Origin of the sequence: Streptomyces pyxinae (genome assembly GCF_024756275.1) — a bacterium.
Lineage (GTDB): Bacteria > Actinomycetota > Actinomycetes > Streptomycetales > Streptomycetaceae > Streptomyces > Streptomyces pyxinae.
In genome coordinates this window covers 118,138-134,898 of record NZ_JANUGQ010000001.1, presented here as the reverse complement: position 1 = coordinate 134,898, position 16,761 = coordinate 118,138, and the positions used below count along the sequence as shown (strand labels likewise).

At 74.6% G+C, this 16,761-nt stretch carries 10 protein-coding genes; 4 read left to right on the top strand and 6 right to left on the bottom strand.

Translation table 11 applies throughout. The annotated features are described in order from the left end of the window. Window positions 1-17: 17 nt before the first annotated feature. The 3 genes from pyk to pta form a co-directional block, all read right to left on the bottom strand. Window positions 18-1,448: a pyruvate kinase gene (gene pyk / locus NX801_RS00540; RefSeq protein ID WP_258784708.1), complete on the bottom strand. Its 1,431-nt coding sequence runs from the start codon at window positions 1,446-1,448 to the stop codon at window positions 18-20. 74 nt (window positions 1,449-1,522) lie between these two features. Further along, a complete protein-coding gene (locus NX801_RS00535; protein ID WP_258784707.1) occupies window positions 1,523-2,815 on the bottom strand; it encodes an acetate kinase in 1,293 nt (430 codons plus the stop codon). A gap of 149 nt (window positions 2,816-2,964) precedes the next feature. Continuing rightward, window positions 2,965-5,040, bottom strand: coding sequence for a phosphate acetyltransferase (gene pta, locus NX801_RS00530; protein WP_258784706.1), 2,076 nt, complete (start codon window positions 5,038-5,040; stop codon window positions 2,965-2,967). A gap of 593 nt (window positions 5,041-5,633) precedes the next feature. Between pta and NX801_RS00525 the strand changes: the two genes are divergently transcribed. Both NX801_RS00525 and NX801_RS00520 read left to right on the top strand, forming a co-directional pair. Next, window positions 5,634-6,659, top strand: coding sequence for an ATP-dependent 6-phosphofructokinase (locus NX801_RS00525; RefSeq protein ID WP_258784705.1), 1,026 nt, complete (start codon window positions 5,634-5,636; stop codon window positions 6,657-6,659). 918 nt (window positions 6,660-7,577) lie between these two features. After that, on the top strand, window positions 7,578-8,594 hold the full coding sequence (locus tag NX801_RS00520; RefSeq protein WP_258784704.1) for an RICIN domain-containing protein: 1,017 nt from the start codon (window positions 7,578-7,580) through the stop codon (window positions 8,592-8,594). A gap of 387 nt (window positions 8,595-8,981) precedes the next feature. On the opposite strand, the gene NX801_RS00515 is transcribed toward NX801_RS00520, so the two are convergent. Both NX801_RS00515 and NX801_RS00510 read right to left on the bottom strand, forming a co-directional pair. After that, window positions 8,982-9,683: a response regulator gene (locus NX801_RS00515; RefSeq protein ID WP_258784703.1), complete on the bottom strand. Its 702-nt coding sequence runs from the start codon at window positions 9,681-9,683 to the stop codon at window positions 8,982-8,984. Then, window positions 9,680-11,308, bottom strand: coding sequence for a sensor histidine kinase (locus NX801_RS00510; RefSeq protein WP_258784702.1), 1,629 nt, complete (start codon window positions 11,306-11,308; stop codon window positions 9,680-9,682). The genes NX801_RS00515 and NX801_RS00510 overlap by 4 nt, the downstream gene beginning before the upstream one ends. A 302-nt stretch (window positions 11,309-11,610) precedes the next feature. Between NX801_RS00510 and NX801_RS00505 the strand changes: the two genes are divergently transcribed. After that, a complete protein-coding gene (locus NX801_RS00505; RefSeq protein WP_428986028.1) occupies window positions 11,611-13,083 on the top strand; it encodes a cation:dicarboxylate symporter family transporter in 1,473 nt (490 codons plus the stop codon). Between the two features lie 531 nt (window positions 13,084-13,614). On the opposite strand, the gene NX801_RS00500 is transcribed toward NX801_RS00505, so the two are convergent. Beyond that, window positions 13,615-14,214 (bottom strand): hypothetical protein, encoded by a 600-nt coding sequence (locus tag NX801_RS00500; RefSeq protein ID WP_258784701.1) that lies wholly within the window; start codon window positions 14,212-14,214, stop codon window positions 13,615-13,617. 64 nt (window positions 14,215-14,278) lie between these two features. Between NX801_RS00500 and NX801_RS00495 the strand changes: the two genes are divergently transcribed. Continuing rightward, window positions 14,279-16,735: an MMPL family transporter gene (locus NX801_RS00495; RefSeq protein ID WP_258784700.1), complete on the top strand. Its 2,457-nt coding sequence runs from the start codon at window positions 14,279-14,281 to the stop codon at window positions 16,733-16,735. Window positions 16,736-16,761 lie beyond the last annotated feature (26 nt).

Sequence of the window (16,761 nt, the reverse complement as noted above, 5' to 3'; positions counted from 1 at the left end):
TGGCGCGGGCCGCTCGGTCAGGCGGTCGGTTCGCCGCCGAGGTGGTGGACGCGGACCATGTTGGTGGTGCCGGGGACGCCGGGGGGCGAGCCGGCGGTGATGATCATGGTGTCGCCCTCGTTGTACCGCTGGAGCTTCAGCAGCTCGGCGTCGACCAGCTCCACCATGGCGTCGGTGTTGTCCACGTGCGGGACGACGTACGACTCCACGCCCCAGCTCAGCGCGAGCTGGCTGCGGGTGGCGGCCTCCGTGGTGAAGGCCAGGATCGGCTGGGCGGCGCGGTAGCGGGAGAGGCGGCGGGCGGTGTCACCGGACTTGGTGAACGCCACCAGCGCCTTGCCGTCCAGGAAGTCCGCGATCTCCGCGGCCGCGCGGGCGACCGAACCGCCCTGGGTGCGCGGCTTCTTGCCGGGGACGAGGGGCTGGAGGCCCTTGGAGAGCAGCTCCTCCTCGGCCGCGACGACGATCTTCGACATGGTCTTGACCGTCTCGATCGGGTACGCGCCCACCGAGGACTCGGCGGAGAGCATGACCGCGTCCGCGCCGTCCAGGATCGCGTTGGCCACGTCGGACGCCTCGGCGCGGGTCGGGCGGGAGTTGGTGATCATCGACTCCATCATCTGGGTCGCCACGATCACCGGCTTGGCGTTCCGGCGGCAGAGCTCGATCAGCCGCTTCTGCACCATCGGCACCCGCTCCAGCGGGTACTCCACGGCGAGGTCGCCGCGGGCCACCATCACCCCGTCGAACGCCATGACGACGTCCGCCATGTTCTCGACCGCCTGCGGCTTCTCCACCTTGGCGATGACCGGGACCCGGCGGCCCACCTCGTCCATCACCTTGTGGACGTCCTTGACGTCATGGGCGTCCCGGACGAAGGAGAGCGCCACCAGGTCGCAGCCCATGCGCAGGGCGAACCGGAGATCCTCCACGTCCTTCTCGGAGAGCGCCGGCACATTGACCGCCGCACCCGGCAGGTTGATCCCCTTGTGGTCGGAGACGACCCCGCCCTCCACGACGATCGTCTTCACCCGCGAGCCGTCGACCTCGACGACGCGCAGCTCCACATTGCCGTCGTTGATGAGGATCTGGTCGCCCTTGGAGACGTCGCCCGGCAGGCCCTTGTAGGTGGTGCCGCAGATCGACTTGTCGCCCGCCACGTCCTCGGTGGTGATGACGAACTCGTCACCGCGCTCCAGCTCGACCGGTCCGTCGGCGAAGGTCTCCAGACGGATCTTGGGGCCCTGGAGGTCGGCCAGCACGCCGACCGCCCGGCCGGTCTCCTCGGAGGCCCGGCGGAGCCGGTGGTACCGCTCCTCGTGCTCGGCCTGGGACCCGTGGCTCATGTTGAAGCGGGCCACGTTCATACCGGCCTCGATGAGCGCTTTCAGCTGCTCGTACGAGTCGACGGCGGGGCCCAGTGTGCAGACGATTTTGGAACGGCGCATAAGGCGGATCCTATCGGTTTGTTTCGGCGCGGAATATTCCGGCTGGTGGAATGTACAGATGGGCGGAAGGGTGCTCAGTCGTGTGCCGGACCCGTCGGACCACGATTACCCGGAACAGCGGCTTCCGAGCGCACCAGCGCGTACACCTGCTGCGCGATCTCCAGTTCCTCGTCGGTCGGCACCACGGCCACCGCCACCCGCGCGTACTCCGGCGAGATCAGCCGGGGCTCGTCCGAACGGACCGCGTTGAGGCCCGCGTCCACGGCGAGGCCCAGCTCCTCCAGACCGGCGACGGCGGCCGCCCGGACCGGCGCGGCGTTCTCCCCGACCCCGGCGGTGAAGGCCACCGCGTCCACCGTGCCGAGCACCGCGTAATAGGCGCCGATGTACTTCTTCAGCCGGTGGATGTAAACGTCGAAGGCGAGCGCCGCGGCCTGGTCGCCCCCCTCGTCGATGCGCCGCCGGATCTCCCGCATGTCATTGTCGCCGCAGAGCCCCACCAGGCCGCTCTTCTTGTTCAGCAGGACGTCGATCTCGTCGTCCGACATTCCGGCCACCCGCTTCAGATGGAAGACGACCGCCGGGTCGATGTCGCCCGAGCGGGTGCCCATCACCAGCCCCTCCAGCGGGGTCAGCCCCATGGAGGTGTCCACGCACCGGCCGCCGGCCACCGCCGAGGCGGAGGCGCCGTTGCCCAGGTGCAGCACGATCACATTGACCTCGGACGGGTCCTTGCCCAGCAGCTGGGCGGTGCGCCGCGAGACATACGCGTGCGAGGTGCCGTGGAACCCGTACCGGCGGATCCGGTGCGCGTCGGCGGTCTCCGCGTCGATCGCGTACCGGGCCGCGTACTCCGGCATCGTGGTGTGGAAGGCCGTGTCGAAGACCGCCACCTGCGGCAGATCCGGGCGGAGCGCCTGGGCGGTACGGATGCCGGTGATGTTGGCCGGGTTGTGCAGCGGCGCCACCGGCACCAGGCGCTCCACCTCCGCCAGCACCTCGTCGGTGATCACCGTCGGCGCCGAGAACTTCAGCCCGCCGTGCACCACCCGGTGCCCGATCGCCGCCAGCTCCGGCGAGTCCAGGCCGGTGCCGTCCGCCTTCAGCTCGGCGGCGACCGCCTCCAGCGCGGCCCGGTGGTCCGCGATCGGAGCCGTACGCTCGCGGCGCTCGGCCCCGCCGGTCAGCGGGGTGTGCACCAGCCGGGAGGTCTCCTCACCGATCCGCTCCACCAGACCGACGGCCAGCCGCGCGCCGTCGGCCATGTCGAGCAGCTGGTACTTCACCGACGAGGAGCCGGAGTTGAGGACGAGGACCCGGGTGGCGGTGGCGGGCTTCGGGGTGGTGCCGGTGTTCGGGGAGGTCACGGAGGCGGGGCCTTCCTTCCAGGGGTCACGGGGGGCGGGGAGATCAGCGGAGTCGCGGGGGCCGGCGGCGTCGTGGGAGCCGGACCCGGAGCCGACCCCGGTCCCGGACGCGGTCGGGGACGCGGTACGGGGGAGGGGCGGGCGGCCGGTCATGCCGGGGAGCCCTGGGCCTGGATGGCGGTGATGGCGACCGTGTTGACGATGTCGCTGACCAGCGCGCCCCGCGACAGGTCGTTCACCGGCTTGCGCAGCCCCTGGAGGACCGGGCCCACCGCGACCGCGCCGGCCGAGCGCTGCACGGCCTTGTAGGTGTTGTTGCCGGTGTTCAGGTCAGGGAAGATCAGCACGGTCGCCTGGCCGGCCACCTCGGAGTCCGGCAGCTTGGTCGCCGCCACCGAGGGCTCCACCGCCGCGTCGTACTGGATCGGGCCCTCGATCCGCAGCTCCGGCCGGGCGGCGCGGACCAGCCCGGTGGCCTCCCGCACCTTGTCCACGTCGGCGCCGGAGCCGGAGGTGCCGGTCGAGTACGAGAGCATGGCGATCCGCGGGTCCACGCCGAACCTGGCCGCCGTCGCCGCCGACTGCACCGCGATGTCCGCGAGCTGCTCGGCGTTCGGGTCCGGGTTGACCGCGCAGTCGCCGTACACCAGCACCTTGTCGGCCAGGCACATGAAGAAGACCGAGGAGACGATCGAGGCGTCCGGCTTGGTCTTGATGATCTCGAAGGCCGGCCGGATGGTCGCCGCCGTGGAGTGCACCGACCCCGACACCATGCCGTCGGCCAGGCCCTCCTGCACCATCAGGGTGCCGAAGTAGTTGACGTCCGCCACCACGTCGTACGCCAGCTCCACCGTCACGCCCTTGTGGGCGCGCAGCTCGGCGTACCGCTCCGCGAAGCGCTGGCGCAGCTCCGAGGCGGCCGGGTCGATCAGCTGGGTGCCCCGCAGGTCCACGCCGAGGTCGGCGGCCTTCTTGCGGATCACCTCCACGTCGCCCAGCAGGGTCAGCTCGCACACGTCCCGGCGGACCAGGACGTCGGCGGCGCGCAGCACCCGCTCCTCGGTGCCCTCCGGCAGCACCACCCGGCGGCGGTCGGCGCGGGCCTGCTCCAGCAGCTCGTGCTCGAACATCATCGGGGTCACCCGGTCGCTGGGCGCCACCGAGAGCCGCTTCAGCAGCTCGGCGGTGTCCGCGTGCCGCTCGAAGAGACCGAGCGCGGTCTCCGCCTTGCGCGGGGTCGCCGCGTTGAGCTTGCCCTCCAGGGCGAACAGCTCGGCGGCGGTCGGGAAGCTGTTCCCGGGCACCGAGAGCACCGGGGTGCCGGGCGCCAGCCGGGCGGCCAGGGTGAGGATCTCCCGGCTCGGCCGCTCGTGGAGGGTGAGCAGCACGCCCGCGATCGGCGGCGTCCCGGCCGAGTGCGCCGCCAGCGCGCCCACCACCAGATCGGCCCGGTCGCCGGGGGTGACGACCAGGCAGCCGGGGGTCAGGGCGTTGAGGAAGTTCGGCAGCATCGCGCCGCCGAAGACGAAGTCCAGGGCGTCCCGGGCCAGCCCCGAGTCGTCACCGAGCACGATCTCGGCGCCCAGCGCGTGCTGGATCTGCGAGACGGTCGGCGCGGCGAGCGCGGGCTCGTCCGGCAGGACGTAACAGGGCACCGGCACCCGGGCCGCGAGCCGCTCGGCGATCGCCGCCCGGTCCTCGGCCGCCACCCGGTTGACCACCACGGCGAGCACGTCGCAGCCGAGGCTCTCGTAGGCGCGGAAGGCGTTGCGGGTCTCGGCGCGCACCGACTCGGCCGGCTGCCCCTTGCCGCCCACCACGGTGATCACCGAGGCGCCGAACTCATTGGCCAGCCGGGCGTTGAGCGCCACCTCCTCGGGGAGCTGGGTGGCGGCGAAGTCGGTGCCCAGCACCAGGACGAACTCGTACTCCCGGGCCACCTGGTGGAAGCGGTCCACCAGCCGGGAGACCAGCTCGTCGGTGCCCTGCTCGGCCTGGAGGGCGGTGGCCTCCTGGTAGTCCATGCCGTAGACGGTCGCCGGGTCCTGGGAGAGCCGGTAGCGCGCCCGCAGCAGGTCGAAGAGCCGGTCCGGTCCGTCGTGCACCAGCGGCCGGAAGACTCCGACCCGGTCCACCTGGCGGGTCAGGAGTTCCATCACTCCCAGCTCCACGACCTGGCGGCCGTCCCCGCGATCGATCCCGGTCACGTACACGCTGCGCGCCACGCAAGCACTCCCTGTCGAACGAAAGCCATACCCGAAGCCGTGCGCCATCGGATGATCGGGTACCCGGATGTACGCATGCGTCAGTCAACCGGGACCAAACAAAAAGCACCGATAGGATGGCCGATACCCTCTTGACAATACCTCTCCGGGTGGGTAGAGCGCCCGCCGGAGGTAGACGCCCGCCGGTCCGGGAGGGAGCTCGGAGGGGCGGGTGGTACGGACCCCGGGGCGGCGCACTCCGGCCGGCGGCGGCCCGGCGGGCGCGGTATGGGTGCCGACAGCTGAGGACGGACGTCAGTCGCTGCGGACGGGCGCCGACGGACCTGGGCGGGCGCCGACGGACGCCAGACGGACGCCGGTGGGTGCCGATGGGCGTGGATGGACACGGATGGACACGGATGGGGGAACGCGAGGGGGCCCGTCTCCGTGGGACAATTCGGGAAGGCTCGCGCGTATCCGCCGGGCGCCCTTCGCGTTTCCGCCGTGCATGCGTCTCCGCCGTGCACGCGCCGGACGCCGGAGCGTGCGCGTCCGTGCGCGCGCCCCGCCCGAGCACCACCATGAGCACCATCACGAGCAGGAGACGGAGCACGATGCGCATCGGAGTTCTCACCGCAGGCGGCGACTGCCCCGGCCTCAACGCCGTGATCCGGTCGGTCGTGCACCGGGCGCTCACCGGTCACGGCGACGAGGTCATCGGCTTCGAGGACGGCTTCAAGGGCCTGCTCGACGGCCACTACCGGCCCCTGGACCTCAACGCGGTCAGCGGCATCCTGGCCCGCGGCGGCACCATACTCGGCTCCGCCCGGCTGGAGCGCGCCCGGCTCCGCGAGGCCTCGGAGAACTGCGAGGAGCTGCGCCAGCGGTACGGCCTCGACGTGCTGATCCCGATCGGCGGCGAGGGCACCCTGACCGCCGCCCGGCTGCTGTCCGAGGCGGGCATGCCGGTCGTAGGGGTGCCGAAGACCATCGACAACGACATCTCCGCCACCGACCGCACCTTCGGCTTCGACACCGCCGTCACGGTCGCCACCGAGGCCATAGACCGTCTGAAGACCACCGCCGAGTCGCACCAGCGGGTCATGGTGGTCGAGGTGATGGGCCGGCACGCCGGGTGGATCGCCCTGGAGTCCGGCATGGCGGGCGGCGCCCACGGCATCTGCCTGCCGGAGCGGCCCTTCGAGGTCGACGACCTGGTGAAGATGGTCGAGGAGCGGTTCGCGCGCGGCAAGAAGTTCGCCGTGGTCTGCGTGGCCGAGGGCGCGCACCCGGCCGAGGGCTCGATGGAGTACGAGAAGGGCGCCATCGACCAGTTCGGCCACGAGCGCTTCCAGGGCATCGGCAACCGGCTCGCCGCCGAGCTGGAGCGGCGCCTGGGCAAGGAGGCCCGCCCGGTGATCCTGGGCCATGTCCAGCGGGGCGGCGTGCCCACCGCGTACGACAGGGTGCTCGCCACCCGGTTCGGCTGGCACGCGGTCGAGGCCGCGCACCGCGGGGAGTTCGGCCGGATGACGGCGCTGCGCGGCACCCAGGTGCACATGGTGCCGCTGGCCGACGCGGTGACCCGGCTGAAGACGGTCCCGGAGGACCGGATGTACGAGGCCGAGTCGGTCTTCTGACCGGCCGCGGGGACCGAACGCGAGTGGCCGGGCCGTGGTGGCCGGCCGCCGTGGTCGGCCTCGGTGACACGGTGGCCGGCTGCGGGTGGTGGCACCCGGGGCCGGGGGCCGCGCGGCCCGACGGGGCGTCGGGACCGGGAGCGCTGTCCGGTGGCCGGTGGGTCGGCCGCGTACGGTCCGGTGCGGGTGCCGCCGGGGCGGGCCGAGGACCGGTCGGCGGCCGGTCCGCCGGTCGGGCCCGGCTTCCGGCCGGCCGGTCCGGCGGGAGACGTACAGGGATGGCGCACAGGGATGGCGCACAGGGATGGGACGAGCGGTCCCGGTATGTCCGCGCGGAAGGCTTCCGCGCCGGGCGGCCGGGGCCGCTTCGTCGTGCGGGGCCGCCGGATCCGGCCGCGCAATTGCCTCTCCAGCCTCTTGAGTTGGTGCGCCCGTTCGACCAGGCTGGCGGCTGCCCCGGACATGGCCCGCTCAGGTGCGGGAGCCGGTCGGACGTGAGGGGGAAGGCGCATGGCGGCGGGAGGCAGAGCTCCCGACCCACGGGACACCGGCGGCCCCGCAGCGGGGGCCGGTCGCGCATCCGTGCCGGGCGCCGGTACGGATCCGGCGTCGGGCAGCGGGCGGGCACCCCTGCCGGGCCCCGGACCGGACGGGCACGGGCGCCCGGAGGCCGGACACCCCGGCGCGGCGTCCGGTGGTGAGGGCGGTGCCGGACCGGACGACAGGCCTTCCGGCGGCGGTCACGGCGGTCACGGCCGTGACGGTGGCGCGGGTGGTGACGGCGGCCACGGCCGTGACGGTGGCGAGGGCGGTGGTCATGGACGTGGTGGTGCCGGTGGCCGTACGGATCCGGGGGCCGGCCCGGCGGCGGACCCCGGCACGCCCCCGGCCGCCCGGCCCCCCGCCCGGCCGGGCGGGATGCCCCGGGTACCGGCCCAGCGCGACCCGCTCGCGGCCCCGGCGGGCGGCCCGGCGGACACTCCCGCCAGGGATCCGGCCACCGGCCCGGTGACCACCTCCGGCAGTACCTCCGGCACCGGCCCGGCGACCGCCTCGGGCGGCACCTCCGGCACCGGTCCGGCGGACACGCCGCCCACCGGCCCGGCGGGCGGTCCCGCCACGGACGCGGCCGGCGGTCCGGCCGGCAGCCGGGCCCCGTCCGCCGCTCCGACGGCGGGTACCCCGGCGGGCGGCTCGGCCCCCGGCCCGGCGGATGACTCGGCCACGGACTCGGCCACGGACTCGGCCACGGACGCGGCCGGCGGTCCGGCCCTCTTCGCCTCTCCGGCGGCCGGCCCGGCCACCGCGCATGGGGGGCCTTGGCGCGGGGCCCGGCTCTTCGTTCCGCTGGCCGGGATCCTGGCCTTGCTGATGGCCGTCACCACCGTGATCTCGTTCGTCCGGGGCGGTGACGGCCACCGCCGGCCAGACCACGAGCCGGGCCGGCGGCCGGCCGCCGCCCCGGAGGCCAGGCCGGTGGAGGTGCGGGCGGTCCACTCCGGGCTCTGCCTGGGCGAGCGCCCGGGCGAGGACGCCGGGGTGATCCGCCAGCTCCCGTGCGACCCGGCCGCCGTGCCGCGCTACGCACTGGTCCCGCTGGGCGGCGGTCGCTGGCGGATCCGGGCGGACGGCGCGGGCCCCGGCGGCGGTTGCGCGGGCTTCCCGGTCTCCGCGACCGGTCCGGCGGGCACCCCGCTGGTGGACGAGGAGTGCGGGGCGCGTGGCGCCCGGGAGCAGTTCTTCATCGAGCCGTTCCCGGCCGGCCGGACGGCGCCCGGGTACCGGGTCCGCTCGGCCCACTCGGGGCTCTGTCTGACGGTCGCCCGCGCCTCCCGGGCGCCGGGGGCGGCGGCCGTCCAGGAACCCTGCGCGGCCGACGGCGCCGGCCAGTCGTTCAGCTTCGACCCCCGCCCCGGGTCCGTCCCCGGCGACTGAGGCCCCGGCGCCCGCAGCACCTGACGCCCGGCGCCCGGTCCGACCTCGGCGCTTGGTCCTGGTACGGGCCCGCCTCCTCCCGGGAGCCCCGGTCCGGGCCCGGAGCGCCGGGGGCTTCCCGCGGCCGAGGCCCAGGCCCCGGGAGCCCGGCCAGGACGAGGCCCGTGCCGTCCCCCGGGGTGCGGCCCCGGGCCACAGGACCCACCGGCGGAACCGTTCCGCGCCCACGACGGGGGTTGCCCCGGGGCCCGTCCCCGGGACTGTTCCCGCGCCCTGTGCGGCCCCGAATCCCGGGCCCAGGACGATAGCTCGCGGGACGGTCCCCGACCCGGGAGGCCCGGGACGGCCCCCGGGCCCAAGAGCCTGCCCGGGACGGGGCCCGTCGGCTCACCGGGCCGAGCCCAGCCAGCGGTACTGGAGCTCGGGCCGGCCCACCTGCCCGTACTGCGGGCTCCGGGCGGCGAGCCCGGCGGTGACCAGATGCTCCAGATAGCGCCGGGCGGTGATCCGGGAGATGCCCACCGCCGCCCCCGCGCCGGCCGCCGTCAGCCCCTCCGGCGCCGCCCGCAACACCCCGGTCACCGCCGACAGGGTCGGCGTGGACAGCCCCTTGGGCAGCGCGGCCGGGCCCGGCGCCCGCAGCGCCCCGAGCGCCCGGTCCACCTCCTCCTGGCCCGAGGCCTCCCCGGCGGCGGCGCGGAACTCGGCGTACCGGACCAGCCGGTCCCGCAGGGTGGCGAAGGTGAACGGCTTGAGCACGTACTGCACCACGCCCAGCGACACGCCCTCCCGCACCACCGCCAGGTCCCGGGCCGAGGTGACCGCGATGACATCGGCGGTGTGTCCGGCGGCGCGCAGCGAGCGGAGCAGCCCGAGACCGTGCCCGTCCGGCAGACAGAGGTCGAGCAGGAGCAGATCGACCGGGGTCCGCTCCAGCGCCCGGGCGGCGGCGGACCGGGAGTGGACCACCCCCACCACGCGGAAGCCGGGCACCCGGCCCACATAGAGCGCGTGGGCGTCGGCCGCCACCGGATCGTCCTCCACGACCAGCACCCGCACCGCCCCCGTCCCGGGGGCCCCGGCCGTCACGCGTCCGCTCCCGCGGGTTCCAGCGGCAGCCGTACGGTGAACCGGGCGCCGCCGTCCGGTCCCTCGCCCAGCTCCACGGAGCCCCGTGCCCGGTGCGCGGCCTGCCGGACCAGCGCCAGGCCCAGACCGCGCCCGGCGCCCCGGGTGGACCAGCCGCGTTCGAAGACCGCCTCGTGGTCACCGGCTCCGATGCCCGGCCCGCTGTCCGCCACCCGCAGCAGCAGCTCCCGCCCTTCGGCCCGGGCGGTGACCGTCACCCGGGCGGCGGCGGTCGACCGGGCGGCGTCCAGGGCGTTGTCGATCAGATTGCCCAGCACGGTCACCAGGTCCCGGGCCGGCAGCGCGGCCGGCAGCACCCCGTCGTCGATCCGGCTGTCCGGGGCCAGCACCAGCTCCACGCCCTGCTCGTTGGCCTGGGCCGCCTTGCCCAGCAGCAGCGCGGCGAGCACCGGTTCGGCGACCGCGTCCACCACCCGGTCGGTCAGGGTCTGCGCCAGCTCCAGTTCGGCGGTGGCGAACTCCACCGCCTCGTCCGCCCGGCCCAGTTCGATCAGCGAGACCACCGTGTGCAGCCGGTTGGCGGCCTCGTGCGCCTGGGAGCGCAGCGCCTGGGTGAAGCCCCGCTCCGAGTCCAGCTCCCCGGAGAGCGCCTGGAGTTCGGTGTGGTCCCGCAGCGTCACCACCGTGCCGCGCCGCTCGCCGCCTACCACCGGCCGGGTCGAGACCACCAGCACCCGGTCGGCCGTCAGATGCAGCTCGTCCACCCGGTCCCCGGCCGCCAGCAGCGCCCCGGTCAGCGACGGCGGCAGACCCAGCTCGTCCACCCGGGCGCCCACCGCGTCCGGGCCGAGTCCCAGCAGCTCCCGCGCCCCGTCGTTGAGGAGCGCGATCCGCCGCCGGCCGTCCAGCATCACCAGCCCCTCCCGCACCGCGTGCAGGGCCGCCTCGTGGTAGTCGTGCATCCGGCTCAGCTCGGCCGCGTTCATCCCATGGGTGTGGCGCCGCAGCCGGGCGTTGATCACATAGGTGCCGAGCCCGCCGGCCAGCAGCACCCCGCCCGCCACCACCGCCAGCGCCGTCAGCTGCCCGCGCACCTGCGCGCTGATCCGGTCCACCGTGATCCCCGCGCTGACCAGGGCGACCACCCGCCGTCCCCCGTCGCCGCCGCCGTACACCGGGGTCACGGTCCGCACCGAGGGGCCGAGCGTGCCCTCGTACGTCTCCGAGTACGTCTCACCGCGCAGCGCGGCCTCCCGGTGGCCGATGTACGTCCGGCCCACCTGGTCCGGCTGTGGGTGCGTCCAGCGGGTGCCGTCCGGGGCCATCACCACCAGAAAGGTGACGCCGGTGTCCCCGATCAGCGAGGCGGCGTACGGGGCCAGCACGGCGGCCGGGTCGGCCGACCGGACGGCGGCGGCCACCGAGGGGGAGTGCGCCACGGCCGTGGCGGTGGCGGTGGTCTGCCGGCGCGCGGTCTCCTCCGCCTGGTCGAGATCGGAGACGTACGTGAAGAGCGCGCAGCCGGCCACGGCGGCGGCCACCAGCACCACCTGCATGGCGAAGAGCTGCCCGGCGAGACTGCGGGGCCGGGGGAGACGCCGGAAGAGACGGCGGACCAGAGGCATGCGGCAAGTGTGCCTGGCCGGAAATCGCGTGAACGAAACGCACGCAATCGTGACCCGGGTCACAGGGTGCGAGATGGTCTGCGGGATCCACCGACGCCGACGCCGGTGGCCCGCGGGGACGCCGGGACGCCGGCTCGGAGGGACGCCGGGACGCGCCCCCACCGGCCGCCGGTCCACCGGTCCGGCGGTCAACCGGCCACCGTTCCACTGGTCCGGCGGTCCGTCCGCCGGGGGCACCGGGGCACCGGGGCGCCGGGGCGCCGGGAGCCGCAATGCCGTAACGCCGTATCGAGGAGAACCCCGTGACCGTACGAGCCGTGCCAGGCCCACGACGGGACCGCACCCACTATCTGTATCTGGCCGTGATCGGGGCGGTGCTGCTCGGCATCGCCGTGGGCTTCCTCGCGCCCGGGGTGGCCGTGGAGCTCAAGCCGCTGGGCACCGGCTTCGTCAACCTGATCAAGATGATGATCTCGCCGATCATCTTCTGCACGATCGTGCTCGGGGTCGGTTCGGTGCGAAAGGCCGCCAAGGTGGGCGCGGTCGGCGGTCTGGCGCTGGGCTACTTCATGGTGATGTCCACCGTGGCGCTCGGCATCGGCCTGCTCGTCGGCAATCTGCTGGAGCCCGGCGCGAGCCTGCATCTGACCAAGGAGGTGGCGGCGGCCGGCGAGAAGCAGGCGGCGGGTGCGAGCGAGGGCACCGCCGACTTCCTGCTCGGCGTCATCCCCAAGACCCTGGTCTCCGCCTTCACCGAGGGCGAGGTGCTCCAGACCCTGCTGGTGGCGCTGCTCGCGGGCTTCGCGCTCCAGGCGATGGGACGGGCCGGCGAGCCGGTGCTGCGGGGCATCGGGCACCTCCAGCGGCTGGTCTTCCGCATCCTGGCGATGATCATGTGGGCCGCCCCGGTCGGTGCCTTCGGCGCCATCGCCGCCGTGGTGGGCGAGACCGGGGTGGACGCCCTGAAGTCGCTGGCCGTGATCATGCTCGGCTTCTATCTGACCTGTGTGATTTTCGTCTTCGTCGTCCTGGGCGCGCTGCTCCGGCTGTTCGCGGGCGTCAGCGTCTGGCGGCTGCTGAAGTATCTGGCCCGGGAGTTCCTGCTGATCCTCTCCACCTCCTCCTCCGAGTCGGCGCTGCCCCGGCTGATCGCCAAGATGGAGCACCTGGGCGTCAGCAAGCCGGTGGTCGGCATCACCGTCCCGACCGGCTACTCCTTCAACCTGGACGGCACCGCCATCTATCTGACGATGGCCTCGCTGTTCGTGGCGGAGGCGATGGGCGATCCGCTGTCGGTGGGGGAGCAGATCTCGCTGCTGGTCTTCATGATCATCGCTTCCAAGGGGGCGGCGGGCGTCACCGGCGCCGGTCTCGCCACCCTGGCCGGCGGCCTCCAGTCGCACAAGCCGGCCCTGGTCGACGGGGTGGGCCTGATCGTGGGCATCGACCGGTTCATGAGCGAGGCCCGGGCCCTCACCAACTTCGCGGGCAACGCCGTCGCCACGGTGCTGGTCGGCACCTGGACCAAGGAGATCGACAAGGAGCGGGCCGCCGCGGTGCTGGCCGGCCGGGTGCCCTTCGACGAGCGCACCCTGATGGACGAGCACGAGCACGAGCACGAGCACGAGCACGGGCACGAGCACGAGCACGGGCGTGAGGGCGAGGGCGAGCAGAGCGAGGGGGGCCGCCCGGCCGGGAGCGCCGCCGAGACCGCTCCCGGTGCCGGGGGCGACGGCCCGGACGTGCCGGAGGAGAAGCGTCCGGCGCAGGTCTGAGGGGTCACACCCTGGGTCCACACCACGGGCCACAGGCCACGGTTCACGAGCCACGGGGCCGGGTGGGTAGTGCGCGACGAGCGCCGCCCACCCGGCTTTCCTGGCGTGCCCGGGGTGCGTGGGCGGGGCGGCGGCCCCTCCGGCGCTCCGGGACCCCACTTGTACGCGTGTGCGACCGGCAATCGGGTGACACCGGAGGGCGCGGAAGTTGTCGCGCCCGGTTCTTTCGTGGTTCCTTCAGGGCGCGGTCGTCAGCTGATCTCCCGATTGGCGCCTTTGGTCGCTTTCGGGGGCTTTCCCGAGTCCTCCCGCCCGTGCGGACGCGGGACGCGAACCCCGCGTCGGTGGGCCGGCCGGGCAGCGGTGGGGCCGGCGCCCGTCAGGGGCACCGGCCCCACCGCTGCCCCGGGCCCGGACGGGGTTCCGGCTCTGGTCCCGGACCTGGATTCGGCCCTGGTCCCGGGTTCGGTTCCGGCCCCGCGTTCGGCCCCGGGGCCGGCCCGCCGTCACCGGGGCGGGCCGGACGGGTCGTCAGCCGAAGGAGACGTTGCCCTTGCCGTGTACGGAGGACAGGCCCTTGCTGCCACAGCCACGTACGTCGCTGGTGGGCCGCACCGTGGCGCGCACCGGTGAGCCGGCCATCCGGCCCTTGCTGACGCTGCCGGACAGCGGAGTGTTGAGCGCCGCGCCCGAGCCCGGGCGCGGCACCACCGTCGAGGTGCCGACCTTGCCGCCCTTGACGTCGTACCAGGTCACCGTGGCGCTGCCGCGCACGTCCCGGGCCGCGGTGCAGCTGGCCGTGGCGCTCCCCGAGAAGGTCAGCCGCCCGGAGCGGATCACCCGCTGGCTGCGGTCGGGCGAGGTGCAGTTCTCCAGGACGACGGTGCCCTCGGCCCGCACCGCCTTGGTGCGGGAGTTGACGGCCGGGCTGATGCGGATCGGTTGCCCCGGGAGCGTACGGGCGGAGCACTTCACGTGCGCGGACGCGGCGTCCGCCGACGGCGAGGTCACCGTCTGGGTGCCCAGGACCGCCAGCAGCGCGGCCCCGCCGGCCGCCGCCGCCCGGAGCGCCCGGCGCAGCGCCGGACCGGAGGGCTGCCCGGCGCGGCCGAGCGGTGATGCCTTGAACATGTGTGACTCCCTGTGTTCGAACGACTGCCTTGCGTGGTGAAGAGTAGTGAGGAAGACAGCGCCGATGAGTGCCGACGCTCCGCGTGCCGCGCCCACGCCGACCGTGCGCGGTGGGCGTGCGCCCCGCGCGCTCCGCCTTGTGCTGCGCCATCCCCGGCGGGTGGTGCTGAGCGGTCTGCTCGCCGCCCTGCTCATGGGCGCCGTGCTGCTCCTGGTACCGCTGGGTCTCTCGCCGGGTGGTTACGTCACCCCGGGCACCGAGGCCACCCGCGCCGACGCCGAGCTGCGGGAGCGCTTCGGCGCCGGGCTGCCCGATGTGGTGCTGCGGGTCCGCACCGAGCGGGACGCCGACGACCCGGCCATGGCGGACGCGGGGCTGCGGCTGGTCGAGGGGATCGCCGCCCGGCCCGGCGTACGGCAGGTGTTCTCGTACTGGACCGAGCGGGACGCCCGGCTGCTCTCCCGGGACCGCCGGGTGGCGCTGGTCACCCTCGAACTGGCCGGTACGGAGGCCGACGCGGCCGGGATCGGCCGGTCGCTGGTGCCGGAGCTGACCGGCCGGCACGGGCCGCTGGACGTCTCCGCCACCGGGGCCGCCTGGGTCAGTGCGGAGGTCTCCCGGTTCAGTGCCTCGGACCTGGTGCGGGCCGAACTCATCGGCGTACCGCTGGTGATGCTCGTACTGTGGCTGGCCTTCGGCTCGGTCGCCGCCGCGCTGCTCGCCGCCGTCGTCGGGGGCGTGGCCGTCGCCGGCACGCTCGCCGCCCTGCGGCTGGTCGCCCTGGTCCAGCCGGTGTCGGTGTTCGCGCCCAACATCGCCACCGCGCTGGGCTTCGGGCTCGCGGTCGACTACGCGCTCTTCGTGGTCACCCGGTACCGCGACGAGTTCGCCGCCGGGGCGCCGGTGCGCGAGGCCACGGTCACCGCGATGCGGACGACCGGCCACGCCGTGCTGTTCTCGGCCGGCACCATTGTGCTCAGCCTGCTGGCGCTGTTCCTCTTCCCGCTGCCCTTCCTGCGCTCGCTCGCGGTGGCCGGGGTGATCGTGGTGAGCCTGGCGGCCGCCGCCACCATGCTGTTGCTCCCCGCCGCCCTGCTGTTGCTGGGGGAACGGGTGGGCCGGCGGCGACCGCGCCGGAACCGGGGCGGCGGGCGGCCGGCGCGGTTTCTCTCCTGGACCCGGATCGCCCGGGTGGTGACCGCCCGGCCGCTGCTGCTCGGCACCGGGGCCGCGGTGCTGCTCGGCTGTCTGCTGCTGCCGTTCACCCATGTCCGGTTCGGACCGAGCGACGCCCGGGTGCTGCCCCGGGACGCCGAGTCGCACGCCGTCGCCCGGAAGATCGACCAGGAGTTCGCGCTGCCCTGGAACCGGGCGCTCCAGGTCGTCCTGCCGCGTACCGACGCGCTGGCGGACGAGGCCCGGCTCGACGCCTTCGCCCGCCGGGTCTCGACGCTGTCGCACGTGGCGGTGGTGGAGGGCGTGACCGGCACCTACCGGGACGGCCGCCGGGTCTCCGGTCCGGTCGGCAACCCGGTCTTCTACACCGCGCCGGGCGCCACCTGGCTGGAGGTGGTGGCCGGGGAGGATCGCTCCAAGGATCCCGAACTGGTGGACGAGGTCCGCGCGTTGCGCTCACCCGGCGGTCATCTGGTCTCGGGCGAGCCCGCCCGGCACATCGACACCCAGCGCGCCCTGGCCGCCCGGCTGCCGTGGGCGGCCGGCTGCGCGGCCCTCGCCGTGACGGTGCTGCTCTTCCTGCTGACCGGCTCGCTCGTCCTGCCGCTGAAGGCCATCGTGGTGGGGGTGTTGAGCCTCGGTGCCAGCTTCGGTGCGGTGGTCTTCGTCTTCCAGGACGGCCATCTGCTCCCGCTGCTCGGTGCCGACACCGCCACCGGCGAACTCATCATGCCCGTCATGCTGTTGATGTTCGCCATCGCCTTCGGGCTGAGCGTCGACTACGAGGTGTTCATGCTGAGCCGGGTGACCGAGGAGTACGCGCGGGGGCGCGGGCTGCGGGGCGCGGTGGTGGCCGGGGTCGCGGGGACTTCCCGGGTGATCAGCCTCGCCGCCCTGGTCGTCGCCCTGGCGCTGCTGCCCCTGGTCGTCTCGCGGCTGACGATCCTCAAGATGCTGGGCCTGGGGCTCGCCCTGGCGGTGCTGGTGGACGCCACGCTCGTCCGGGGCGTGCTGGTGCCCGCCGCGATGTGTCTGCTCGGCCGGGCCAACTGGTGGGCGCCGGCGCCTCTCGCCCGCTGGCACCGCCGGTTCGCCGGGGCCACGGCGGGCCATCTGCTGACAGCCGCGTCCCCGGCGCCGCCCGCTTCGGCCGGCCCCACTGAGCGTGCCGGCCCCGCGCCCTCGGTGCCGGCGGCGCGTGGGGAGGCCCCGGTGGGCGCTCCCGCCGGTGCCGGTGCGGAAGCCGGTGCGGGTGGCGACCCGGGCGCGGGTGCGGACAAGCCGGGGGCCCGCCCGGTGCCGGAGCCCCCGGAACCGGCCCCCGGCGGCCCGGTGGCCGGCTGACCCCGGGGACGTACAGTCCCGGGGAC